The sequence below is a fragment of the Sanguibacter suarezii NBRC 16159 genome (genome assembly GCF_001552735.1).
Taxonomy (GTDB): Bacteria; Actinomycetota; Actinomycetes; order Actinomycetales; family Cellulomonadaceae; genus Sanguibacter; species Sanguibacter suarezii.
Map to the genome: position 1 here is coordinate 1 of NZ_BCRT01000005.1, position 23,091 is coordinate 23,091.

The 23,091-nt window shown below is 71.1% G+C and carries 19 protein-coding genes; 12 read left to right on the plus strand and 7 right to left on the minus strand.

Annotation, left to right across the window (positions count from 1 at the left end; translation table 11 throughout):
* A partial coding sequence (locus SS2_RS02515) for a metal ABC transporter substrate-binding protein (RefSeq protein ID WP_157607160.1) occupies positions 1–899 on the plus strand: 899 nt, incomplete at its 5' end.
* Here SS2_RS02515 and SS2_RS02520 read toward each other — a convergent pair.
* Entirely contained in the window at positions 879–2,576 is a 1,698-nt protein-coding gene (locus SS2_RS02520) for a SpoIIE family protein phosphatase (protein ID WP_083941584.1), read from the minus strand. The two genes, SS2_RS02515 and SS2_RS02520, sit on opposite strands and share 21 nt — an antisense overlap.
* 191 nt (positions 2,577–2,767) lie before the next feature.
* Positions 2,768–3,793 (minus strand): glycoside hydrolase family 43 protein, encoded by a 1,026-nt coding sequence (locus tag SS2_RS02525; RefSeq protein WP_066460818.1) that lies wholly within the window; start codon positions 3,791–3,793, stop codon positions 2,768–2,770.
* A gap of 341 nt (positions 3,794–4,134) precedes the next feature.
* Between SS2_RS02525 and SS2_RS02530 the strand changes: the two genes are divergently transcribed.
* Both SS2_RS02530 and SS2_RS02535 read left to right on the plus strand, forming a co-directional pair.
* On the plus strand, positions 4,135–5,178 hold the full coding sequence (locus tag SS2_RS02530) for an ABC transporter ATP-binding protein (RefSeq protein WP_083941586.1): 1,044 nt from the start codon (positions 4,135–4,137) through the stop codon (positions 5,176–5,178).
* A 44-nt stretch (positions 5,179–5,222) separates the two neighbouring features.
* On the plus strand, positions 5,223–6,167 hold the full coding sequence (locus tag SS2_RS02535; protein ID WP_169796247.1) for a DUF2705 family protein: 945 nt from the start codon (positions 5,223–5,225) through the stop codon (positions 6,165–6,167).
* A 265-nt stretch (positions 6,168–6,432) separates the two neighbouring features.
* On the opposite strand, the gene SS2_RS02540 is transcribed toward SS2_RS02535, so the two are convergent.
* Positions 6,433–7,437 (minus strand): NAD-dependent epimerase/dehydratase family protein, encoded by a 1,005-nt coding sequence (locus SS2_RS02540; RefSeq protein ID WP_066460833.1) that lies wholly within the window; start codon positions 7,435–7,437, stop codon positions 6,433–6,435.
* 280 nt (positions 7,438–7,717) lie between these two features.
* Complete coding sequence (locus tag SS2_RS02545; protein ID WP_066460820.1) at positions 7,718–9,016, minus strand: GmrSD restriction endonuclease domain-containing protein; 1,299 nt, start codon at positions 9,014–9,016, stop codon at positions 7,718–7,720.
* Between the two features lie 254 nt (positions 9,017–9,270).
* Here SS2_RS02545 and SS2_RS02550 point away from each other — a divergent pair, with 254 nt between their 5' ends.
* A complete protein-coding gene (locus tag SS2_RS02550) occupies positions 9,271–10,302 on the plus strand; it encodes an LLM class flavin-dependent oxidoreductase (RefSeq protein ID WP_066460821.1) in 1,032 nt (343 codons plus the stop codon).
* Positions 10,303–10,480: 178 nt separating this feature from the next.
* On the opposite strand, the gene SS2_RS02555 is transcribed toward SS2_RS02550, so the two are convergent.
* On the minus strand, positions 10,481–11,794 hold the full coding sequence (locus SS2_RS02555; protein ID WP_066460822.1) for a glycoside hydrolase family 27 protein: 1,314 nt from the start codon (positions 11,792–11,794) through the stop codon (positions 10,481–10,483).
* 168 nt (positions 11,795–11,962) lie between these two features.
* Between SS2_RS02555 and SS2_RS02560 the strand changes: the two genes are divergently transcribed.
* The 5 genes from SS2_RS02560 (at position 11,963) to SS2_RS02580 (ending at position 18,425) form a co-directional block, all read left to right on the plus strand.
* A complete protein-coding gene (locus SS2_RS02560; RefSeq protein ID WP_066460823.1) occupies positions 11,963–12,172 on the plus strand; it encodes a hypothetical protein in 210 nt (69 codons plus the stop codon).
* Between the two features lie 60 nt (positions 12,173–12,232).
* Complete coding sequence (locus SS2_RS02565) at positions 12,233–13,219, plus strand: LacI family DNA-binding transcriptional regulator (RefSeq protein WP_066460824.1); 987 nt, start codon at positions 12,233–12,235, stop codon at positions 13,217–13,219.
* Positions 13,216–14,217 carry a LacI family DNA-binding transcriptional regulator gene (locus tag SS2_RS02570; RefSeq protein ID WP_066460825.1) on the plus strand — a complete coding sequence of 334 codons (1,002 nt, stop codon included), beginning with the start codon at positions 13,216–13,218 and terminating at the stop codon, positions 14,215–14,217. The genes SS2_RS02565 and SS2_RS02570 overlap by 4 nt, the downstream gene beginning before the upstream one ends.
* A gap of 128 nt (positions 14,218–14,345) precedes the next feature.
* On the plus strand, positions 14,346–16,301 hold the full coding sequence (locus SS2_RS02575) for a glycoside hydrolase family 127 protein (RefSeq protein ID WP_245643302.1): 1,956 nt from the start codon (positions 14,346–14,348) through the stop codon (positions 16,299–16,301).
* 27 nt (positions 16,302–16,328) lie between these two features.
* Positions 16,329–18,425 carry a glycoside hydrolase family 31 protein gene (locus tag SS2_RS02580; protein WP_066460827.1) on the plus strand — a complete coding sequence of 699 codons (2,097 nt, stop codon included), beginning with the start codon at positions 16,329–16,331 and terminating at the stop codon, positions 18,423–18,425.
* Positions 18,426–18,470: 45 nt separating this feature from the next.
* Here SS2_RS02580 and SS2_RS02585 read toward each other — a convergent pair whose 3' ends face one another.
* Entirely contained in the window at positions 18,471–19,271 is an 801-nt protein-coding gene (locus SS2_RS02585) for an SDR family oxidoreductase (RefSeq protein WP_066460828.1), read from the minus strand.
* 223 nt (positions 19,272–19,494) lie between these two features.
* On the opposite strand from SS2_RS02585, the gene SS2_RS02590 reads away from it, so the two are divergent.
* Both SS2_RS02590 and SS2_RS17305 read left to right on the plus strand, forming a co-directional pair.
* Complete coding sequence (locus SS2_RS02590; RefSeq protein WP_066460829.1) at positions 19,495–20,994, plus strand: MFS transporter; 1,500 nt, start codon at positions 19,495–19,497, stop codon at positions 20,992–20,994.
* 159 nt (positions 20,995–21,153) lie between these two features.
* On the plus strand, positions 21,154–21,324 hold the full coding sequence (locus SS2_RS17305; RefSeq protein ID WP_157607161.1) for a hypothetical protein: 171 nt from the start codon (positions 21,154–21,156) through the stop codon (positions 21,322–21,324).
* A gap of 90 nt (positions 21,325–21,414) precedes the next feature.
* Here SS2_RS17305 and SS2_RS02595 read toward each other — a convergent pair whose 3' ends face one another.
* A complete protein-coding gene (locus tag SS2_RS02595; RefSeq protein ID WP_066460830.1) occupies positions 21,415–22,095 on the minus strand; it encodes a GntR family transcriptional regulator in 681 nt (226 codons plus the stop codon).
* 333 nt (positions 22,096–22,428) lie between these two features.
* Between SS2_RS02595 and SS2_RS02600 the strand changes: the two genes are divergently transcribed.
* Positions 22,429–23,091: nucleoside/nucleotide kinase family protein (locus SS2_RS02600; protein ID WP_066460831.1), on the plus strand; the 663-nt coding region annotated here is incomplete at its 3' end.

Below are 23,091 nucleotides of genomic sequence, written 5' to 3' on the forward strand. Positions count from 1 at the left end.
TGGCGGCCGCCGTCGCCGCGCTCGCGCTGCTCTCGGCCTGCGCCAGCCCGGCGCAGCCCACCGGCGTCGACGCGAGGGCCGCCGCGAGCGATGCCTCGAGCGACGCCGGCACGATCGACGTCCTCGCCTCCTTCTACCCGCTCCAGTTCGCCGCTCAGGAGATCGGCGGGGACCGGGTCACCGTCTCCAGCCTCACCCCGCCCGGTGCGGAGCCGCACGACCTCGAGCTCTCGCCCGCGGCGGTGCGGAGCATCGGGCAGGCGGACCTCGTCGTCGTGCTGTCCGGCATGCAGGCGGCCACCGACGAGGCGGTGGCCCAGCTCCAGCCCGAGCACGTGGTCGACGCCGTCAGCCAGCTCGACGGGGAGAGCCTCGCGGCCACCGACCTGGACCCCCACTTCTGGCTGGACCCTGCCCGGATGGCAGCCCTGGGCCACGAGATCTCCGAGGAGCTGGGGCGGATCGACCCGGCCGGCGCCGCGCAGTACGCCGGACGCGCGGCTGAGCTGGACCGACGCCTGGGCGAGCTGGACACGGAGTTCTCCGAGGGCCTGGCGCACTGCACCGGAGCCACCCTGGTGACCTCGCACGAGGCCTTCGGCTACCTCGCCCAGCGCTACGACCTGCACCAGGTCGGCATCTCGGGGATCAACCCCGACGCCGAGCCGGCGCCTGCCCGGCTGCGCGAGGTGCGCGCCGTCGTCGAGCGGGACGGGGTGCGCACGCTCTACTTCGAGGTGCTCGTCAGCCCGAAGGTGACCACCGTGCTCGCCGAGGACCTGGGTGTGAACGCCGCCGTCCTGGACCCCCTCGAAGGGCACACGGACGCCTCGGGCGACTACTTCACGATCATGCGGGCGAACCTCGCCGCGCTGACCTCAGGCCTGGCCTGCGGATAGCAGCATGCCGCGGTCAGGGGCCGGGACCGACGCCGTACCGGGGGCCGGGCGCAGCAGCACGAGCGCGACGTCGTCGTCGGCGTCGGCTCCCGGTGCGAGCAGCGAGAGCACGTGCTCGCACACCTCGTCCAGCGTCAGACGGTGCGCACCGACGAGCGCCTCCAGGAGGCGCGCGAGGCTCTCCGACATCGGCTGGCCGCGGCGCTCGATGAGGCCGTCGGTGTAGAGGAAGAGGGTGTCCCCGGTGCTGAGGGTCGTGGTGTGGTCCACGCGGTCCACCGCGGTGATGCCCAGCAGGAGGTCGTTCGCGGTGCGCAACGGCTCGACCTCGCCGTCGCGGCGCACCACCACCGGCGGAGGGTGGCCCGCGTTGGACCACTGGATCCGGTGGGTGCCGTTCGCGGTGACGGGGTCGATCCGCACCACGACGGTGGTGGCCATGGTCGCCGAGCCCAGCCGGAGACCGCTGATCGCACGGTCGGTGCGTTCCAGCACGCGCGCCGGGCTGAGGTCGGTGTCGTAGGCGATGGCGCGGATGAGCCCGCGCAGCTGACCCATCGCGGCGGCCGCGTGGTGGTCGTGCCCGGTGACGTCACCGATGACGAGCATGGTGGCCCCGGCCGGGGTCTCGAAGGCGTCGTACCAGTCGCCGCCGATCTGCAGCTCCTCGGCCGCCGGCTGGTAGCGCACCGCGATGCTGAGGTCCTTGGGGCTCGGCGGCGGGGTGAGCATCGACTGCTGCAGCGTCAGGGAGGACTCGCGCACGCGCTGGGCCCGCAGCTCGGAGAGCTCGGCGCGGGTGCGCAGGTAGTCGACCCAGGACTGCTGGACGAGGATGGCGCTGAGCGCCGCTCCGACCGCCGAGGACGCGACCATGAGGAAGGACCGCTGGGCCGCGTCGAAGGGCCGGAGCAGGTTGCCCTCGAGCACCAGGACCCCGGCGGCGGAGTCGTCGTGCGGCCGGGCCAGGGGGGCGGTGAGGATGGGGCTGGTGACGGCGGGCTCACGTGACGCCAGCACCCGCTCGACGGTGTCGAGGCCGACGTCGTCGATGAGGGTCGGGTCGCTCGTGGCGGCGAGCACCAGGCCGTCGTCGGTGTCGAGGTAGAAGGCGCACCGGTTGATGTCCGGGCTCCCCGTGAGCACGTCGACGACGAGAGTGGCCAGCGAGGTGGGGTCTCCGCGGTGGTCGGCCATGGCCACGTGGAGGTCGTCGATGAGCTTGAGCCGGCGGTGGTCGACGACGTGCTCGGTGGTCTCGGTGGCGATGTCGAGCACGCCCGCGACGTTGCCTGCCTCGTCGAAGAGCGGGCTGTAGGAGAAGGTGAAGTAGGTCTCTTCCTCGAAGGAGGAGCGGTTGACGACCAGCGGAGCGTCCACGGCCCAGGTGGGCTGGGCGTTCGTGACGACGGCGTCGAAGTACGGCTCGATGTCGTCCCAGACCTCTTCCCAGACGCGCCGCACCGAGGCGCCGAGCGCGATGAGGCGCTTGTCGGTGCCGAGCATGTCGCGGTAGGCGTCGTTGTAGATCATGGTCAGCTCAGGGCCCCAGGCGATCATCACCGGGAAGCGGGTGCTGTAGCAGAGCTTGACGGCCTGGCGCAGGGAAGGCGGCCAGGTGCTCATCGGGCCGATGGGCGTCGTCTCCCAGGGGAACTGCATCACGGCAGTACCCATCACGCTGCTTCTCGTCGCCGCAGCGAACCACTCAGACTCCACGGACCCCAGAGTAGTGGTGCAGGCGCCGGGTGAACTACACACGGTGTTCGACCCCGCGCGTCGCGGCGGCTCTGCGTCGCGACGCGCGGTGGCATGACCAGGGATTCGGCGGGATCCCGCTGTTCGAGGCGTGGGCGATGTTGATCTGCTCACTCTCGCAGGCGCGCGTACTCCTCCTCGGACAGGGCGATGACGGTGCCGTGCTTGACCTTCCCGGGGAAGGAGTAGTCGTGGACCGGTTCCCAGCGCTCGACGTCGGGGGAGGCGGCGCGGAAGGGGACGTAGCCGCGGTCGGCGCCGGTGTACTCGTCGACCCAGAGGTGCCACGCGCCGTCGGTGAAGGACTGGAAGGCGAGCGGGCCCTCCACGATCCCGGTCTCCGTGCCGGCGGTCACCGAGGCGGAGACCGGCTCCCAGGAGGCGGCGTGCAGGTCGCCCGAGCGCTCGGCGAAGACGATCCCGGCGGCCTCGTCCTTGATGAAGCGGAGGTAGCTGAGCTCACCGACGGCCGGGGCGGCGCCCGGCGCCACGGCGGTGCCTGCGCCGTCGACCGCGACGACGAGGGCGTCGATGGTGGACCGGGTGGGGTGCCCCCAGTCGACGGGGTCCGTGAAGGTGCGGAAGTCGCGGGTGTGGCTGGCGAGCAGGCGGTGCACGCCCTCGCGCTCGTGGGCGGGGTCGTCGTCGGCGTAGATGCGGGCGGACCAGATGACGAGGAAGGCCTCGACGGCGGCGTCCCACACGGCTGTGGGGGCCCAGGCCATGCCTGCCGTGGGCGGGGAGACCTCCACCTGGCGCTGGGGGCTCCAGGTCACGAGGTCGGTCGACTCCCAGATGTTGATCGAGCGGCTGCCGTGGCGGCCGAGCCAGTCCCAGAAGCTGCCCTGCATGCCCGGGCGCTCGGTGCGGCGGATGTCGAGGTCGGTGCCCAGGAGGTAGTAGGTGCCCTCGGGGGAGCGGACCAGGTGGGGGTCGCGGATGCCCTCCTCGCCCATGGTCGAGGTGACGATCCCGTGGCCGTCGTTGAGGGCGGTCCAGCGGGTGGGGTCGCTGCCTTCGGAGAGCATCGCGTGGATCTGGTGCGTCTCGTCGGAGTGGCCGACCATGAGGTAGCCGGCGTAGGGGGTGGGCGCCGTGGGGGTTGTTGGCACGGCGATGTGCGTGGGGTGGGTCACGGGGCGTCCTTGCTGAGTCGTGAACAGTGAAGTGAACGTTAACAAACGCCGCGCGACGGTGGAAGGAGAAGGCCCCGGGGGACACATCAGGCTCGACGCCCCCCGAGGCTGGATCGTGGTGGCTCAGGTGGCTCAGGTGGCTCAGGTGGCTCAGGTGGCTCAGACGCGCACAGCCTCGACAGCCGGGCTGTGATCGGCGTGGAAGAGGCGCAGTGCCTGGACGGCACGCGAATTCAGCCCACAGGACTACAGACAGCAGCGTAACGGGACCTATAGGCTCCCCCTGGCGCGTCGATGCGGCGTGCGAAGGCCTCATACGCACGCGTGATCAGGGGATATGCATGACAACCGCAACCGCTCCACCCGACGTCGACCCAGCCTCGCTGGCCGTCTGCACGCGCGGGCTCCGCAAGACCTACCGCTCCCGGCACGGCCGTCAGGTCGCTGTGCAGGGACTGGACCTGGACGTTCCGCTCGGCGGTGTGCACGGCTTCCTCGGTCCCAACGGCTCGGGCAAGACGACGTCGATCCGGATGCTGCTCGGCCTCATCCGCGCAGACTCCGGGACCATGACGATCTTCGGCCAGGAGGTCCCCAAGGCCCTGCCCGACGTCGTCGCGCGGGTGGGCGCGATCGTCGAGCAGCCGAAGTTCTTCCCGAACTTCTCTGCCCGCAAGAACCTCGACCTGCTCGCCGGTGCGATCGGCGTCTCGTCGGCCGACGTCTCCAAGGTGCTCGAGGAGGTGGGACTCTCTGACCGCGCCAAGGACAAGTTCCGCACCTACTCCCTCGGCATGAAGCAGCGCCTAGCCATCGCGGCCACCCTGCTCAAGGACCCGGACCTGCTGATCTTCGACGAGCCGACCAACGGCCTCGACCCCGCGGGCATCCGCGAGATCCGCACGACCATGCGCTCCCTCGCCGAGCGCGGCAAGACCGTCCTGGTGAGCAGCCACATCCTCGCCGAGGTCGAGCAGGTGGCCGACACCGTCTCGATCATCGGCCGGGGCACCCTGCTCGCGAGCGGCCGTGTCGCCGACCTCATCGCCGGCACGTCGACGACCGTCCGGGTCGGCGTCGCCGACCCGATCACCGCCCGTCAGGTCCTGCTGGAAGCAGGTCTGGCCGTCCGAGCCGACGGCGGCATGCTCGTGGTCGACGGCGCGAGCGATCCGGCCGACATCACCCGGCGCCTCGCCCACCACGAGCTCTACGTCAACGAGCTGGTGCCGGTGCGCGCCGGGCTCGAGTCGGTGTTCCTCGAGCTCACCGCCGGGCAGGGCCCGGGGACGCACATCGTCACCGGGGAGGGCGTCGATGATGGAGCCGCACTCGTCGGGGCAGGGCAAGCTGGCCGCCGCACGCGTAAGGGAGAGAAGCGATGATGCGCCTGCTCAGGGTCGAGCTGACCCGATTCCGGAGTCGCCGGGTGAACCAGCTGGCAGTGCTGGGGATCCTCGCGGTGGTGCTCGTGACGATCTTTGGTTCCTGGCGGAACTCTGTCCCGATCTCCGATGCTGAGATGGCACAGATCCAGCAGGACTACGACATCGCCGTCCGCGACTGGGAAGAGAACAAGGACGAGTACATCGCGGACTGCCAAGAGCTCGAGGCCGCCGACCGGGAGCTCAACCCGTCGGTCGACTACAGCTGCGAGGAGGGCGGGCCTGGCGACCTTGCGAGCTGGATGTACGGACCGCCCCCCTTCGCCGACGCCGCTGCACGGATCCTCCCGGGTATCGGCTTCCTCATGGTCTTCGGGGCCTTCGCGATGGGAGTGAGCTTCATCGCCGCTGAGTTCTCCAGCGGTGCGATCGGCAACTGGCTGACCTTCGAGCCGCGCCGCGGCCGCGTGTATGGATCGAAGGTGGGCGCCTCCGGCATCTCCGTGATCCCGATCGCGCTGGTCACCGGCGCGCTGCTGCTGGGCGGCACATGGCTGGTCTACGGGCTCAACGACAACGTGGGGACCGTGACCAGCGAGACCTGGCGCGACGTGGGTGACAGCGGGGTCCGGCTCGTGCTGCTGACCGCCGGCTTCGCGGTGCTGGGGGTCGCGATGGGGACGATCGTGCGGCACACGGCAGCTGCCATCGGCATTATCGTCGGCTACGCCATCGTGGTCGAAGGCATCATCGGGACCCTGTTCGACGGCCTGCGGCCGCGGTTGCTCGCCCTCAACCTGCAGGCGGTCCTGGAAGGTGGGACCTCCTACTGGACGTCAGTCTGCGAGCCGAACCCGGACGGAGGGCAGACGTGCAGTGGCATCGAGCAGCAGGTCTCCCTCACCAGCGGAGTGGTGACCCTCTCGGTCGTCCTCGTCGTGCTGGTGGCCGTCGCCGCCGTCGTGTTCCGCCGCCGGGACGTGAACTAAGGCCCGACCAGCCCGGGAGCCGGCTCGGCCCGACCAGCCCAGCTCCCGGGCCAGCCGGTCGCTCGGCCTGGACTGCCTCCGACGGGACGTGCTCTTGACGTCGGGGCGTGCTGTTGAACGCACGCTCCGTCGTCAAGAGCACGTCCCGTCGGGACTCGGCCGGGGGGCCGGCCGGGGGGCCGGCCGGGGGTCCGGCCGGGTGGCTGGCCGGGGACCGGTCAGGTCGGGCCGTCCGGCAGGGGGTGGCGGATGCTTGGCGCTGGGGTCAGTCGGCCTGGGGCTCTGCCGCGGCCTCGCGGGCGAGGCAGTAGGCGAGGGTCTCGCGGATGGCGGCCGGGACGTCGTCGGGCAGGTAGCCGAGGGCGGCCATGGTGGGGGCCGGGTCGCTGACCGCCTGGCGCTCGCTGAACAGGGCGCTGTCGATGAGGTGGATCCCGTGCTCGACGCCGGCCTCGGCGGCCTGGGCGTCGAGCTTCTCCATGGTCGGGGCGAGGGCCTCGAAGGGCACGCAGGTCACGGCGCAGGTGTCGCGGCCCAGGGCCTCGCAGATGAGGCGGTGGAACTCGGCGTAGCTGAGGTCGTAGCCGTTGATCGGGTACCGGCCGCCGTGCTCGCCCTGCTCCATGGCTCCGACTGCGGCCTGCGCCACCTGGGTGACCGTGACCGACGACGTCGCGCCCTGCTGCACCGGGATCATGTCCCGCTGACCGCGGACGATGTCGATGAACATCTGCCACAGGGGAGTGCGCCCGGGCATGGTGCCGAAGATGTACGGGAGGCGCAGCGAGGTGACGTCCATGGCGCCGTCGCCCTCGAGGTAGGCGACCTCCTCCTGGGCCAGGCGGGTGCGCGGGTAGCCGTTGCGGGTGCGGTAGCCGAGGTCGGGCCACAGCTCGGCGAACTCGGCGGTGTAGCTGTTGAACAAGACGAACTTCTTGACCCCGGCCGCACGGGCCAGGCGCACGATGCGCTGGACCGGCAGGACGTTCTGTTCGTAGAAGAAGCGGGCAGCGGGGGCGGGCGGGGTGATCCGCTCGTCAGCTCCGGCGGCGTAGATGATCGCGTGCTTGCCGGCGAGGAGCGCGCTGAGCTCGTCATCGGTGAGGGCGTTGACGTCGGCGAGGAGGTTCTCCACCTCGTCCGGGAACAGGTCCTCCACAGGCATGGGCGGGAGGGACAACGATGTCACCTCGTAGCCGCGAGCCAGCAGTTCAAGAGTGGTGTGGTAGCCGAGCAGTCCGGTGCCGCCGACGACGAGAGCCCTGGTCATGATGTCCTCCTCCATGAGGTCGATCTGATGGACTCATCGTCTCGTCGAGAAACCTCCGCTGAGAGGGCCAAGGTCCTGGCCGAGCCTTGATTTCCTGTGGCGGCGAGCCCTGCGGCCGCGAACCTCACCCGGTCGGCCGGCCGCGTCGCCCGACGGCCCGGCCCCGTCGTCGGGCTCGTGCCCGGCGCAGCGCGCCGAGTGCGTGCCTTCCGTTGCAGTGCGTGACATCAAAGTCGCGCACGCCCACGAAAAGCACGCCCTCGGCGGGAGGGGGCGGTGGCTACTCGCAGCCGACGCCGTCGTCGTCGCGGTCGAGGTGCTTGGCGTAGCCGGGGTCGCCGCGGTGGACGGGGGCGGCGCCTGCCTCACGGGCTGCGGTGCAGTTCTTGTAGTAGACCGACGCAGGAGCCTCCGGTGCCGGTGCCGGTGCAGGGGCGGGGACCGGGGCCGGTGCGGGAGCGGGAGCCGGAGCGGGCGCAGGGACAGGAACCGGAGCGGGGGCTGGCGTCGTGACGACCGGTGCGGGCTCGGGGGCCACGACCGGGGCCTCGGGGACCGTCGAGCCGGCGGGCAGCGGCTCGTCGGGGCAGGTGGACAGCACCGCGACCATGGCGTTCTGCTCGGCCTCGGTGACCCACAGCCCGTAGGTGTACTTCACCCCGACCTGGCGGGCGACGTAGGTGCAGCGGAAGGCGTTGTTCGGCGGCAGCCACGTCGCGGTGTCGCCGTCGCCCTTCTGCGCGTTGAGTGGACCATCAGCGGCGAGCAGGTTGAGCGGGTCGTTGGCGAACTTCTCGCGCGTGGAGGCGTCCCAGCCCTGAGCGCCCTTCTGCCAGGCGTCGGACAGGGCGATGACGTGGTCGATCTGCACCGCGCTCGACGTCTTGTCCCCGCGCTGGAAGGCGATGGTCGTCCCCGAGTACGGGTCGGCGAAGGTCCCGGTGAGCACGACGCAGTCCTTGGTGCCGGGCTTGTAGGTCAGGCCGGTGAGGTCGCGGGCGAGGATGTCGTTGCGGGTGTCGCAGCCGTTGTGGTCGACGTCGGCCCAACGGGCGCCGAAGTTCGCCCGGTCGTAGCCGGTCTTGGGCGCGCGGCCCTTGACCGTGAGCAGCGTCGCCGCTGCCAGCGCCGTCTGCGGGGTGGCGTGCTGGGCGACCGCGGCGACGTCGACCTGGCCGGGCAGCTCGGGAGCGGCGAGGTCCTCCACGCCGGTGACCGGCTGGTCGCCGTCGATGACCTCGGTCGTGGGCTCCGGCGTCGGGCTGGGGGTCGCGCTCGCGGTGGCGGACGGCGTCGGGCTGGCCGACGGCGTGGCGGCCGGGGGCATGGCGCTCGCCCCGGCGATCGCGACGGCCGTGCAGAGGGCGATCGCGGCGGTCGAGGCGCGGCGCGTGGTGCGCCCGAGCCAGGAGTGTCCGCGGACGGCCGCGACGATGAAGGTGACAGCCAGGTAGAGAGCGGCGCACATGATCGCCGCGCCCACGCTGGTCGCGGCGCCGATGATGGTGACGAGTCCCAGCCCGCCGAGGCCGGTCCAGAAGGCGGGGCCGCGAGGTGTACGGGGGCGAGCTGCAGACATGACGTCCTTCAGGGCTGGTGGGGCTGGGTGCGGGCCGGTCCGGGCGCAGCTGTGCTGCTGATGCCCGACGTCGGGTGGAGAGGGGATGACCTGCCCGGACGCGCCGGCGGGGCCGGGTCCACTGTAGATGTCGGCCGCGGCCGGACCAATCTCGAGGGTGCGGCCGGGTGACGTCTGTGCGGGATGGAACAAAGCCCGCTACAGTGAGGTTAGTTGAAGCATCAATTACTTGGCTCGAGCGGTAGGAGACCCCCATGAGCGCACTTGAGTTCGGCATCGACACCTTCGGCGACGTCACCGTGGCCGACGACGGCACCCCGCACACCCACGCCGAGGTGATCCGCAACGTCGTCGCCGAGGGCGTCCTGGCAGACCAGGTGGGCCTCGACTTCATCGGGATCGGCGAGCACCACCGCCCCGACTACGCGATCTCCACACCCGACGTCGTGCTCACCGCCATCGCTGCGCAGACCGAGCGCATCCACGTCGGGTCCGCGGTCACCGTGCTCAGCTCGGACGACCCGATCCGGGTGTTCCAGCGCTTCTCCACGATCGACGCGATCTCCAGGGGGCGGGCCGAGGTGATCCTGGGCCGCGGCTCGTTCATCGAGTCCTTCCCGCTGTTCGGCTACGACCTCGACCAGTACAACGAGCTCTTCGAGGAGAAGCTCGACCTCTTCATGAAGATCCGCGAGCAACAGCCGGTCCGCTGGGCTGGGACGGTGCGCCCGCCGGTCGACGGCCTGGATGTGTACCCGCACCTGGAGTCCAGCCTGCTCAAGACATGGATCGCGGTCGGTGGCAGCCCCGAGAGCGTCATCCGCGCGGCCGGCTACGGGCTGCCGCTCATGCTCGCGATCATCGGCGGGGACCCGGTCGCCTTCAAGCAGTTCACCGACCTGTACCGGCGGGCGCTGACGGAGTTCGGCAAGCCTGCGCAGCCGGTCGGGGTGCACGCCCCCGGCTATGTCGCCGAGACCGATGAGCAGGCCTTCGAGGACTCCTGGCCGCTGATCGGCAACTACTTCTCCAAGATCGCCCTCGAGCGCGGGGGCCGGGCGATGGGCGAAGGGCAGTTCCGGGCCCAGGTGGGGCCACAGGGGGCCTACTTCATCGGGTCGCCTGAGACGGTGGCGAAGAAGATCGTCCGCGTAGTCAAGGCGCTTGAGCTGGACCGCTTCGACTTCAAGTACGCCAACGGTCCGATGGCCCACTCCAAGCTCATGTCCAGCATCGAGCTGTACGGCACGAAGGTCGTCCCCCTCGTCCGCGAGATGCTCGCGTAGTTCCCTCCCGCCCCTCCCGCCCCTCCCACCCCCTCCCCGAACTCGTGAACCCTCCGCCGAACTCGTGAGCCAGGGCCAGGTTTCCTCTCGGAAACGGCTCTGGCTCACGAGTTCGCGGGTTCGTTCACGAGTTCGGGGAGTGCTCGCGGGTTGGCGAGGGGCGGGTGGGGCGTGGGGGTCAGGCTTGCCAGTGGAGGAGGTGGGCTCCGTGGGGGGCGAGGGTGACCGGGATTGCGGTGCTGCCGGGGGCGACGCCGCGGGCGTCGTCGCTCTGGACCGTCACCGGGCGCGTCGGCACGGCCTTACCAGTCCACAGCTCGCGGACGGTCCCGGTGAAGGCTCCTGGCATCCCGACGTTCGCCGAGTCCAGCGTCACCGTCAGCTCGCTCTCGCCGAGGTTGAAGGCCGCCACGTACCCGGCGTCGTCGGAGATGTCCGCGGTCCACAGCACCAGGTCGCCCTCGCGGAACACCTCGCGCGACCCCGTGGAGTCCAGCACCGCCATGACGTCCGCGTTGGTGAACAGTGCGATGGTCTCCGGGCTCGACGTCGGCAGGTCGCCGCCGATCATCAGCGGGGACCGGGCGATGACCCACAGCGTCATGAGCGTGATCCGCTCGGCCGGGGTGAGCCTCGAGTCGCGCGGCTCACCGCGTTCGGCGCGGATGCCGATGTGGCCCAGGGGCAGCATGTCGCCGTCGGGCCAGCCGCGCTCGGAGGCGACCGGCGCCCAGCGGGCGAAGCGCGCGAAGTTCGCCTCGACGTCGGACCAGGTGTCCCACAGGTCGTCGCAGATGCGCCACATCGTGGCGTGCTCGCGCAGGTGGTCCAACCGGGTCAGGGACAGGTCGCGCCCGGGGGACAGGGACAGGCCCATCGGGCGACCCGACCGCTCGATCGCCAGGGAGAACGCCTCGATGTCGGCGCCCTGGTACGGCCAGAGCATGTCGTCGGCCTTGATGAAGTCGACCCCCCACTCGGCGTAGAGGGCGACGATCGAGTCGTAGTAGGCCTGGGCGCCGGGGTGGGTGTGTGCCAGGCCGTCCATGTGCGGGTTCCACTCGCACCGGTTCTCACGATCCGCGACCTCGTCGGCGGTGTGCGAGGTGCCGAGGACCGGTGCGTCCGCGGCGGTCGCCAGCCGCGGGATCCCGCGCATGACGTGGATGCCGAACTTCAGACCGAGGGCGTGGACCGCGGCGGCGAGCGGGGCGAACCCGGCGCCACCGGCCGAGCTCGGGAAGCGCTCTGGGTCAGGCAGCAGCCGGCCATGGGCGTCGACGGTGAGCGGGGCTCCGTCGTTGTAGCCGTGCGAGCGTGCTGTGGGGTCTGACCAGTCGATGTCCACGACCACGGTGTCCCAGCCGAAGGGCAGAAGGTGGGCCGCCATGAACTCGGCGTTGGCCAGGACCTCGGCCTCGGTGACCGTGGTGCCGTAGCAGTCCCAGCTGTTCCAACCCAGCGGCGGGCGGGGTGACGGCGTCTTTGCCATGCGATCAAGCTCCTTGAGACGAAGGGTATGTGAACGCTAACAGTTTGGGCAGCCCGCGTCCCTCAGGCCGCACCGACGGCCGTGTCCGCGTCAGCGCGTGCAACTCGCGCCCGTGGACGAAGATGGAAGTGCCCGACTGTTCGCGACGACGCCACCCAGGAGGTCACCATGACGAGCAACGCCGGAGGATCTGGACCCGCCTTCATCCCGAGCTACATCCCCGAGCCCGAGGTGACCGACGAGAAGGAGCGCGAAGCCGACATGCAGGCGACGCCGGAGCAGATCAAGGAGGAGGAAGAGGTGGTCGAGCGCCTCGACGACCCCGACGTGGAAGCGGCGATCGAGCACCTGCGCGAGACGCGCGACGAAGCCGGCTGATGTCTGGGCCCCGGGCCCAGTTCGTCCCAGATGCGCGGCCAGCGCCCCTACCATGGACGCATGGCAGCCACGATGCGCGACGTCGCCGCGCTGGCAGGGGTGTCCCTCAAGACCGTCTCCCGCGTAGTCAACCTCGAGCCGCACACGCGTCCCGAGGTGGTGCGCCGTGTCCGCACGGCGATCGCCGAGCTGGCGTGGGTGCCCAACGGCAGCGCCCGCACCCTGCGCACCGGCCGCACCGGTGTGATCGGCGTGGGCGTCTCCGAGCTGCGCCGGCCGTACCTGTCCATGCTCACCGAGGCGATCGTCTCCGAGCTCTACCGCCGTGGCCTGCAGGCCGCCGTCGAGCCGACGCACCACCGCCCGGAACGCATCGCCACGCTGCTCGCCTCCCGCGGGCGGGTCTTCGACGGCGTCGTCCTCATCGGCGAGACGTCCCCCGAGCTGATCTCCGCGCTCAGCCCCACCGACGCGGTCGTGGCCGTGCACCACGGGCGCACCGACCACGTGGACTCCGTGGACGCGGACGCCGTCGAGGCGGCCTCTCTCGTCGCGCGGCACCTCGTCGTCATGGGCCGTGCGCGCCCTGCGCTGATCGGCATGGACCGCAGCCAGTACGGCAACGACATCCTCACTGCTGCCCTCGCGGCGGCGGGCATCGCCCCCGTGGGCCCGCCGATCGGCCAGGTCCAGGGTCGCGCCGACGGTGCTCGCGCCGCCCGCGAGATCCTCGACCGTGGCGGCGACGTCGACGCGCTGCTGTGCGGCAGCGACGAGCTCGCCCTGGGCGCGCTCGCCGAGCTCGCCCGCGCTGGGCTGACCGTGCCCGACGACGTCGCGATCGTCGGCTACGACAACATCGACGACGCGCTGTTCTCAACACCGTCGTTGACCACGGTCGACCCGGGTGCGGCGCGGCTGGCGAGGTCAGCTGTGGACCTGCTGGCGGATCGTCTTGCCGGGACCGGGGGAGAGGTGGCGCGGCGGATCATCTCTCCCGTGGAGCTGGTCCGGCGGGAGTCGACGCTCGGGGCGGGGCTGCAGTGAGGCGACCCACGCTTGCCGATGTCGCGGCCGTCGCGGGGGTCTCGGCCAAGAGCGTCTCCAACGTGCTGCTCGATCGCCCCGGCGTCTCTGCTGCGACGCGGGAGCGCGTGCTCGCGGCTGTCACCGAGGTCGGGTACGCGGTGAACCCTGCCGGTCGGGGGCTCGTCTCCGGACGGACCGGCCGGATCGCGGTGGTGGTCCCGATGCTCTACCAGCCGTACTTCGCCGAGATGGCGGAGCGGCTGATCCTTGCCCTCGAGGCCGAAGGGCTGACCACGACGCTGCGGATCGCGCCCGACGCGGCCGCCGAGCGTGACGCGGTGGTCGGTGTGACCACGCCGGACGTGGATGGTGTCATCATCTGCCCGCACGACTTTGCGTCCTCGATGATCGCCGGCGTGCCCCTCGCTCGACCCGTGGTCCAGCTCGGGGGCACGCCGATCGACGAGCTCGACTGCGTGATCATGGGCGAGTTCGAGGGCGCGTACGCCGCTGCCCGGCACCTGCTGGACTCAGGCAGGCGCCGGATCGCGCTGGTGTGGAACTCCCCCGACGGCGTAGAGCCGGCGGGGGACCGGTACGACGGCTACCGCAAGGCGATCAGCGAGGCCGGGATCGAGGTGGACCCCACGCTCTTCGCGACGGGATCGGACTGGGACCGCAGGGTCTCCGGCTATGAGGCGATGGTCGGGCTGCTGCGCTCAGGAGTGCGCTTCGATGCGGCGCTGTGCGTCAACGACGCGATCGCCGTCGGCGCCCTGCGCGCGCTGCGCAGCCACGGACGGAGCGTCCCGGGGGACGTGGCGGTGACGGGCTTCGACGCGACCGACGAGGGCGAGTTCACGACGCCGTCGCTCACGTCGGTGAGCCCGCGCAAGCCCGAGATGGTCGAGCACGCGGTGGCGATGCTCCTCGACCGCCTGGGCGGGCACGCCGGCCCGCCGCGGCACGTCCGCACCGGTGCGGACCTGGTCGTCCGCGCCTCGTCCCTCGCCTGAGTGGCCACGCTCCCACGTTGATAACGCTCACATCACGGTTCTGAACCGCCTTTTGTCTCGCTATTGACAACGCTGAAGCAGCGGGTACAGACTCCAGTCAGCCGCTTCAACGACGAAGGAAGATGCCCGTGACTGCCCTTGACGCCCGCAGCGATCACAATGCCCGCGGTGACCGCAGCGCCTGCGCGACTCCCGCCCTGCCGGTCGGCGACACCGCCGCGCACCGCCCGCTCGATCTCCGCGCCATCCGGCTCACCAGCGGCACGCTGGCGGACTGGCAGGAGCTCAATGCCTCCGCGACCATCCCGCACTGCATCGCCCAGCTCGAGGCCAGCGGAGTCATCGACAACTTCCGCCGGGTGGTCGGGGAGTCCGGGGCCGACTACCGCGGCTTCTACTTCGCGGACTCCGATCTCTACAAGGTCATCGAGGCCGTCGCCTGGGAGATCGCCCGCACCGGCACCACGGAGTTCGACGCGTGGCTGGACGACGTGATCGCGCTCGTCGCCCGCGTCCAAGAACCCAGCGGCTACGTCATGAGCTGGATCCAAGGCGTCCACCCGGAGAAGAAGTTCGCCGAGCTCGACTGGACCCACGAGATGTACGTCCTGGGCCACCTCGTCCAGGCCGCCGTCGCCCTCGACCGCGCCACCGGCCGCACCGACCTGCTGACCATCGCCCGGGCCTTCGCCGACCTGGTCGACCGGCGTTTCGGTCCCGGCAGGGACAAGGGGATCTGCGGCCACCCCGAGATCGAGACCGCCCTGGTCGAGCTGTTCCGCCACACCGGCGAGCGCCGCTACCTCACCCTCGCCGAGCGGATGATCGACCTGCGCGGCACGGGCCTGCTCAAGGTCGGAGGCCTGGGAGCCCGCTATTTCCAGGACCAGGCACCGGTCCGCGAGTCGCGTGACGCCGTCGGGCACGCCGTGCGTCAGCTCTACCTCAACGCCGGGGTGACCGACGCCTACCTCGAGAACGGCGACGCGACGCTGCTGTCCGCGATGGACAGCCAGTGGTCCAGCGCCCACGAACGCAAGATGTATCTCTCCGGCGCCTTCGGCTCCCGTCACCGCGACGAGGCCTTCGGCGACGACTACGAGCTGCCGAGCGAGCGCGCCTACGCCGAGACCTGCGCGACCATCGCCGACCTGCACTGGACCTGGCGCATGCTGCTCGCCGGCGGCGAGGCCGGCGCGGCCCGCTACGCCGAGACCATCGAGCGGGAGGTGCACAACGCCCTCGCCGCCTCGATCGACTCCACCGGCACGCGGTTCTTCTACTCCAACCCGCTCCAGCAGCGCCCGGATCGCTACTCCGAGGAGAACGCCCCACGCGAGCGCACCTCCTGGTACGTCTGCGCGTGCTGCCCCCCGAACATCGCCCGGACCGTCGCGCAGATGTCCGCCTACCTGGCCACCTCGACCGCCGACACGCTCTGGCTCCACCAGTTCGCCTCCGCCGAGATCGACCTGCCGTCCCACCTGGGCTCGGGAACGCTCCGTGTGACGACGGCCTACCCCTCCGACGGGGCCGTCGAGATCACCGTGGACGGGCAGGTCGCCTCCGGTGCTCGTCTCGCGGTCCGCATCCCGAGCTGGTCCCCGGACAGCAGGCTCCTCTCCGATGCAGCCACGCCCGACGCCGCAGCGCGGGCAGGAGACGACGGGTACGTCCACGTCGACCTCGTCGCGGGAGCCACCTACCGGCTGGCCCTCGACCTCACCCCCCGCTGGACCCGCGGGCACCACCGCATCGACGCGGTGCGCGGCTGCCTCGCCCTCGAGCGCGGTCCGGTCGTGTACTGCATCGAGCAGGCGAGCATGCCCGACGGCGCGGTCGTCGACGACCTCGTCCTCGTCCCGAGCGCTCCCGCTGCGGTCCGCGAGGTGAGCCCGCATGAGCTGGCCGTGACCGTCGCCTCGGCCTCGCCCACCCTCGGCGGGGCGCCGGAAGCCCTCTACGCGTCGTCGGGCATCACCGGGGAGACCTCACAGACCTTCGCCGTCCCTGCCATCCCGTTCTCGACCTGGGGCAACGCTTCTCCTGGGGCGATGCGGGTGTGGATCCCCGTCCAGGCCTGACTCGAGTCCCGTCCAAGGAGCCTTCCCGTGTCTGACGCCTTCATCATCGACAACCAGCGCCTCGTGTGGCGGGGAAGCGGCGAGACCCTCGTCGTCGAGCCCTGGGGCGCCGACTCGGTCCGCGTGCGCGCCGTGCTCGGCGGTCCGATCCTCGACTCCGACTGGGCGCTGCTCCCGCCTGACCCGGCCGACTCGGCGGCGGCGAGCATCGTCGTCGGCCAGGGGGAGAAGGAGGGGGAGGGGCTCTGGCGCTCGTCCCGCCAGGTGGCGACGCTGACGCACGGGGCGATCCGTGTCGTGGCGACGGCGGAGGAGTTCTTCGACGCCCAGGCCGGCTACACGCGCTCACGGTGCCGGCTGGAGTTCTTCGACGCGGCGGGCACTCTCCTGTTCGCCGAGGAGGAGCACGGCGGCGCGCTCAAGCTGCGTGCCCGGGACTACGACGCGTTGCCCGGGGGCAGCTACCGAGCCCGCGCCAGCTTTGTCTCGGGCCGCGAGGAGAAGCTCTACGGGATGGGCCAGTACCAGCAGGACATCCTCGACCTCAAGGGCTCCACGATCGAGCTCGCTCATCGCAACTCCCAGGTCAGCGTGCCCTTCGTGATGTCGAGCGCGGGTTACGGCTTCCTCTGGCACAACCCGGCCGTGGGGCGGGCGACCTTCGCGACCAACCGCACCGAGTGGTTCGCGGAGTCCACCGCTCAGATCGACTACTGGGTCACGGCCGGCGCGACGCCGTCGGACATCGCGCGCAGCTACGCCCGGGCGACCGGGCACGTGCCGATGATGCCCGAGCACGGGCTCGGGTTCTGGCAGTGCAAGCTGCGGTACACCTCGCAGGAGGAGCTGCTCGAGGTGGCGCGCGAGCACAGGCGCCGCGGGTTGCCGATGGACGTCATCGTGGCGGACTTCTTCCACTGGCCGCTGATGGGGGACTTCCGCTTCGACGAGGAGTTCTGGCCGGACCCCGCGGCGATGGTCGCCGAGCTGGCCAAGCTGGGGATCGAGCTCATGGTCTCGGTGTGGCCGCAGGTCTCGCTCAGGTCGGAGAACTTTGCCGAGCTCGACCGCCTGGGGTACCTCGTGCGGTCCAACCGCGGGGTGGACATCCAGATGTCCTTCGAAGGGCCGAGCCGGTTCCTCGACGTCACCCACCCGGGAGCGCGGGCATGGCTGTGGGAGACGCTCCGCAGGAACTACCCCGGGGTCAAGCTCTTCTGGCTGGACGAGGCCGAGCCGGAGTACGCCTTCTTCGAGTACGGCGCCTACAGCTACCACGCCGGTCAGGCCCTCGAGGTGGGGAACATCTACCCGCAGCTGTTCTCCCGCGCGGTCTACGACGGCCAGGTGGCCAGCGGACAGGGCGACTCGGTCAACCTGGTGCGTTGCGCGTGGGCGGGCTCGCAGCGGTATGGCGCGCTCGTGTGGAGCGGTGACATCCACTCCTCCTTCGCCTCGATGCGGCGTCAGGTCACGGCCGGGATCCACATGGGGGTGGCCGGGATCCCGTGGTTCACCACGGACATCGGCGGCTTCGGCGGGGGCAGGATCGACGACCCGGCCTTCCACGAGCTGCTCGTGCGCTGGTTCCAGATGGGCACGTTCATGCCCGTCATGCGGCTGCACGGTGACCGCGGGCCGCAGCGTGAGGTGTTCGCGGCGGACGGTTCGCGGCGCTGCCACACGGGCGCCGAGAACGAGCTGTGGAGCTATGGCGAGGAGGTCTACGAGATCCTCGCCGGCTACGTCGGCGTCCGCGAGGCGATGCGCGAGTACACCCGGACTCTCATGGCCGCGGCGCACACCGACGGCCAGCCGATCATGCGCGGGCTCTTCCACGACTTTCCGCAGGACCCGGCCGCCTGGGACGTCGCCGACCAGTTCCTCTACGGGCCTGCGCTGCTCGTCGCCCCCGTCCTCGAAGCGGGTGCCCGCTCGCGCCGGGTCTACCTCCCGGCCGGTTCGTCCTGGACGTCCTTGTCCACCGGCACCGTGCACGACGGCGGCGCGTGGGTCGAGGAGCCAGCCCCGCTGGACGTCATCCCGGTGTTCGCTCGTGACGCACAGATGGCGGAGCTCGTCGGGTCGCTCGGGGGAGCCGGGGGCACGGGCGCCCGCGGGTGAGCTGTCGGTCTGGGTCGGGCGGCCCGTGCGATCCGGGAGGCGCCGTCAGCGGGACGACCAGCCGCCGTCGGACGCGATCGTCTGGCCCGTGACCCAGTCCGCCTCGTCGCTGAGCAGCCACGCGACGAGACGCGCGGTGTCCGTCGGGGTGCTCCAGCGGCCCCCGGGATTCAGTGCGGCGACCGCGGCGCGGGCCTCGTCGTCGGCGTAGCCCGTGTCGTTGGGGCCCGGGTTGATGCAGTTCACCGTGATGCGCCGCGGTGCGAGGTGGACCGCGAGGCTCGCCGTGAGCTCGTGCAGAGCGGCCTTCGTCGCGATGTACGGGAGCTCGGTGGGCATCGCGCCTGTGTACTGGCCGGAGGTGAACAGCAGCACGCGCCCGCCGGGCCGTGTGTCGTCGTGCTGGGCGGCGAAGGCCTTGACGAGCAGCAGTGACCCCCGGGTGTTGACGGCGTGGCTGAGATCGAGCTCGGTGGCGGTGAGCTCCTCGAGCGACTGGCCGCTGCTGCGCGAGTGGTTGGCGACGACGGCGTCGAGGTGGCCGAACGCGTCGCGGGCGGCGGCGACGAGTGCGGCGGGGGCATCGGGCTCGCTGAGGTCGAGCGACACGTGCTCGACTCGCCCGCCTGCCGCGCGGAGCTCGTCGACCAGGGCCTGCGGGCCGTCGGGGTCGGCGCCCCACGGCTGCTCCGCGTCGTGGGGCTGCCAGGAGTGCAGGAGGACGCTCGCGCCGTCCGCGACGGCGCGGCGCGCGATCGCTGCCCCGATCGCGATACGGCGGCTCGCTCCGGTCACGAGGATCACGCGGTCGTGCAGGGCGCCGGGGGTCTGCGGTCTGTGGGTCACGGCGCCACTCTCGCCGCCAGGGTTCGCGAGGTCAAGGGAAAATGCCTGCGACATCGCGCCCGACCAGGTGACTCGCGCCGCCGCCACCTGCCCGGATGCTCCAGGTTCCGCCGCCCTCGCGCGCACCGAGTGGCCCCGGCCTACCCTGCTCAAAGGCCCATCCGGCACGTTTGCACCCCGCCGACGTCGCACGTGGGACGACGCGTGGACGAGAGGTGGAGCTATGTCCGCAGGCGCTCAGCCCGGCACGGGAACGGCCCAGAAGAACCTCAAGATCTGGTGGATCCTCGGCGTCCTGGCCACCGCCCAGCTCATGGTGGTCCTCGACGCCACCATCGTGAACATCGCCCTGCCGACGGCCCAGAAGGACCTCGACATACCCACCGACGACCGTCAGTGGATGATCACGGCGTACTCCTTGGCCTTCGGCGGGTTGCTCATCATCGGTGGGCGGATCGGTGACCGGATCGGTCGGCGCACGACCTTCCTCATCGGTGTCGCCGGCTTCGCGGCGGCGTCGGCCCTCGGTGGCCTGGCCCCGACCTACGAGGTGCTCATCGCCGCCCGCGCCATCCAAGGCGCCTTCGGGGCCCTCATGGCCCCGGCCGCGTTGTCGCTGCTGACAGTCACCTTCGAAGGGTCCCCGGCACGCCCCAAGGCCTTCGGCATCTGGGGTGCGACGAGCGGCGCCGGCGGCGCCATCGGTCTGCTGCTCGGCGGGTTCCTCACCGAGTACTTCTCCTGGCGCTGGTGCTTGCTGGTCAACCTCGTCTTCGCCGTGATCGCCTTCGTCGGTGCCCTGACCCTGCTGCCCAAGACCTTGCCTGACCGCAACGTCAAGGTCGGCCCGCTCAGTGCCATCCTCATCGCCGGCGGTCTGTTCTCCATCGTCTACGGCCTCTCCCACGCGGAGACTGATGGGTGGTCCGACCCGGCAACCATCGCCCTGCTCGTGGTCGGCCTGGTGCTGGTGGCCGCCTTCCTCGTCGTGCAGGGCAAGATCCGCGACCCGCTGCTGCCGCTGCGGGTCATCTCCGACCGCATCCGCGGCGGTTCACTGACCGCGATCCTGTTCACCGGCGCGGGGATCTTCGGGGTGTTCCTCTTCCTCACGTACTTTCTCCAGGACACGTTGTCCTACTCGGCGATGGAGACCGGGCTGGCCTTCCTCCCGATGGTCGTCTTCCTCGCAGCCACCTCGTCCTTGACCGGGTCGCAGCTGCTGCCGCGGTTCGGCCCGCGCAACCTCATCGTCCTGGGGATGTTCGTCGGGGCGCTCTCCCTGGTGCTCATGACCCGCTTCAACGCGGGCACCGCCTACTTCCCGGATGTCGTCGGCCCGCTGGTCATCGCGGGTATCGGCGCCGGTCTCATCTTCGCCTCAGCGCTCGGGACGGCAACCCTCGGCCTGCTCGACGAGGACGCCGGCGTCGGGTCTTCGCTGGTGAGCACCGCCCAGCAGGTGGGTGGCTCGATCGGTGTGGCGCTGCTCAGCACCCAGGCTGCCTCCGCCGGAAGCCGGCACCTGAAGGACCTCATGGAGAGCCTCCGCCTCACCCGCCCGACGCCGGAGCTCGCCTCCGAGGCGACGCTCGCCGGGTACCACGCGGCCTTCTGGTGGTCGGCGGGGATCTTTGTGCTCGGTGCGATCATCTGCGTCTTCCTCATCCCGGGGGGCCGGGTGAAGCTGACCGAGAGGGGCAATGCCGCCGAGGCCGCCTGAGGCCTGGCCGTTCGCCGCTCAAGATGTGAAGGTGCAGGTGGTGGGCGAGGATGGGGTGGCACCGACGCCCCAGGAGCGACACCTCAGCAGTGATGCTCCACGACGCTCAAGGAGGAGACGATCATGTCGACGACAGGTGGTTTTGGCGGAGAAGGGCCCGTGGTCGTGCCGACGCCGCGCGCGATCGAGGAGACCATCGACGACAGGCGCGAGCGCCCCGAGGTCGAGGATGCCTCGCCCAGCGAGGTGGCTGAGGAAGCGGCGGTGGTCGCTCACCTGGAAGACCCCGAGGTCGACGCGGCGATCGAACGCTTGCGCGCGGCCGACTGACCGCAGACCTGACAGCACTGCACCACCCAGCACGACCAGACCCCAGGGCGGTCGCGACCGGTACCCCGGCCGCGACCGCCCCGTCGCGTCCTAGACCTCGCTGAGGGTCGCGGCGAAGGCGCGCAGGCGAAGGTCGCGCGAGCGGTCCAGGTGGGCGCTGATCGCTGACCGGGCGGCGCCTGCGTCACGGGTGCGCAGGGCGGCCATGATCTGCTCGTGCTCGGCGTGCGACTGCTCGAGGTCGCTCGGGTCCTCCGACCGGCGGCTGTCGTAGATGCGCAGCTGGGCTGTGAGGCGCGTCAGGAGGCTGAGCACAGTCGCGTTGTGCGCGGCGGCCCACAGCTCCTGGTGCCAGGCGGAGTGCAGACGGCGGACGGCGGTCAGGTCTGCCGTCGCCCCGGCCTCGGCGTGCAGGCCTTCGAGCCGGGCGAGCTCGAGCTCGGTGGCGCGGGTGGCCGCGTTGGCGGCGGCCACCGCCTCCAGGGCGATGCGCGCCTCGTAGATGTCCAGGACGTCCTCGGGCGTGCCCGAGCGCACCCGGTAGCCGCGAGCGGCGCGGTCGAGCAGGCCGTCGTGCTCGAGGCGGGCCAGGGCCTCGCGGATGGGAGTGCGGGAGACGCCGTAGCGCTCGGTGAGCGCCGTCTCGTGCATCACCGTGCCGGCCGGGAAGGCGCCGTCGAGGATGTCCTGGCGGATGCGGCGGTAGTGCTGCGCGGCGGCCTCGGCCCGGTCGCCTCCGGCGTCGCCGGTCGCTGCGGTCGTCGTGCTCACGGGCGCTCCTCTCGGACGGGTCGGGCGGGGTGATGCGATGTCGGTGTCATCGTAGCGGGCACGCATCTGCGTATACACAACTACGTCATAGTGTTGATCTGTGTTCGGAAAGTCGCTACGCTCACCGCAACGACCTGCACCGAGGAGACCCAGTGAGCATGCACGCGCACCGTACGGCCGCACAGCGGCCCTGTTGCGCGCGCTGTCGCTAGACGCGCCGCAGCCTCCCGGGCCGACGGCGCGTCCAGACACCAGCTGTCCTGCGCGAGCCCGTCACCCTCATCCCAGGTGAGACCGGCCGCGCGACGCCCTCTCCCGAGAAGTCGCCCCCTCATGACTGACCCATCAGCCCGCACCGCCCTCGCCGCGCACGAGCGCAGCCTCACGTGGCCCGAACTCGCCGCCGTCCTCCACCCGGCTGGAGCCACTGCTCTCGACCCCACGGCGCCCGCCGACCCCGCAGCACCCACAGCGACCCCAGCCCCTCGCCCCGTCCACGTCGTCGCAGTCGACGGCTACTCCGGCTCGGGCAAGACGTGGTTCGCCGAGCGGCTGGCCCGCGCCCTGGGCGCCACCATCTACCACGTCGACGAGTTCGTCCCCGGCTGGGACGCCCTCGAGGACGGCATCGCCCATGTCACGGACCACCTGCTCACCCCGTGGGCACAGGGTCGAGCGGCGCGTGTGCGCCGCTACGACTGGCACGGCGCACGACCGGGGGAGTGGCTGGACGCCGCCGCCGAGCCCGTCGTCGTGCTCGAGGGCAGCGGGATCGGGGCCGTCGACCCGGCCCTCATCTCCGCCCTGGTCTGGGTGAACACCCCCGACGACCTGCGCGAGGACCGCCTCGCCGGCCGCGAGGACCACGTGCTCTACGCGCCCTACCGCCAGATGTGGGCGGCCCAGGAACGCGCGCTCGTGGCGCGGGCCGGCGCACCCGGCCGCGCCGACGTCGTCGTGCTCGAGGCCGGCGAGACCCGCCTGCGGATCGGCTCC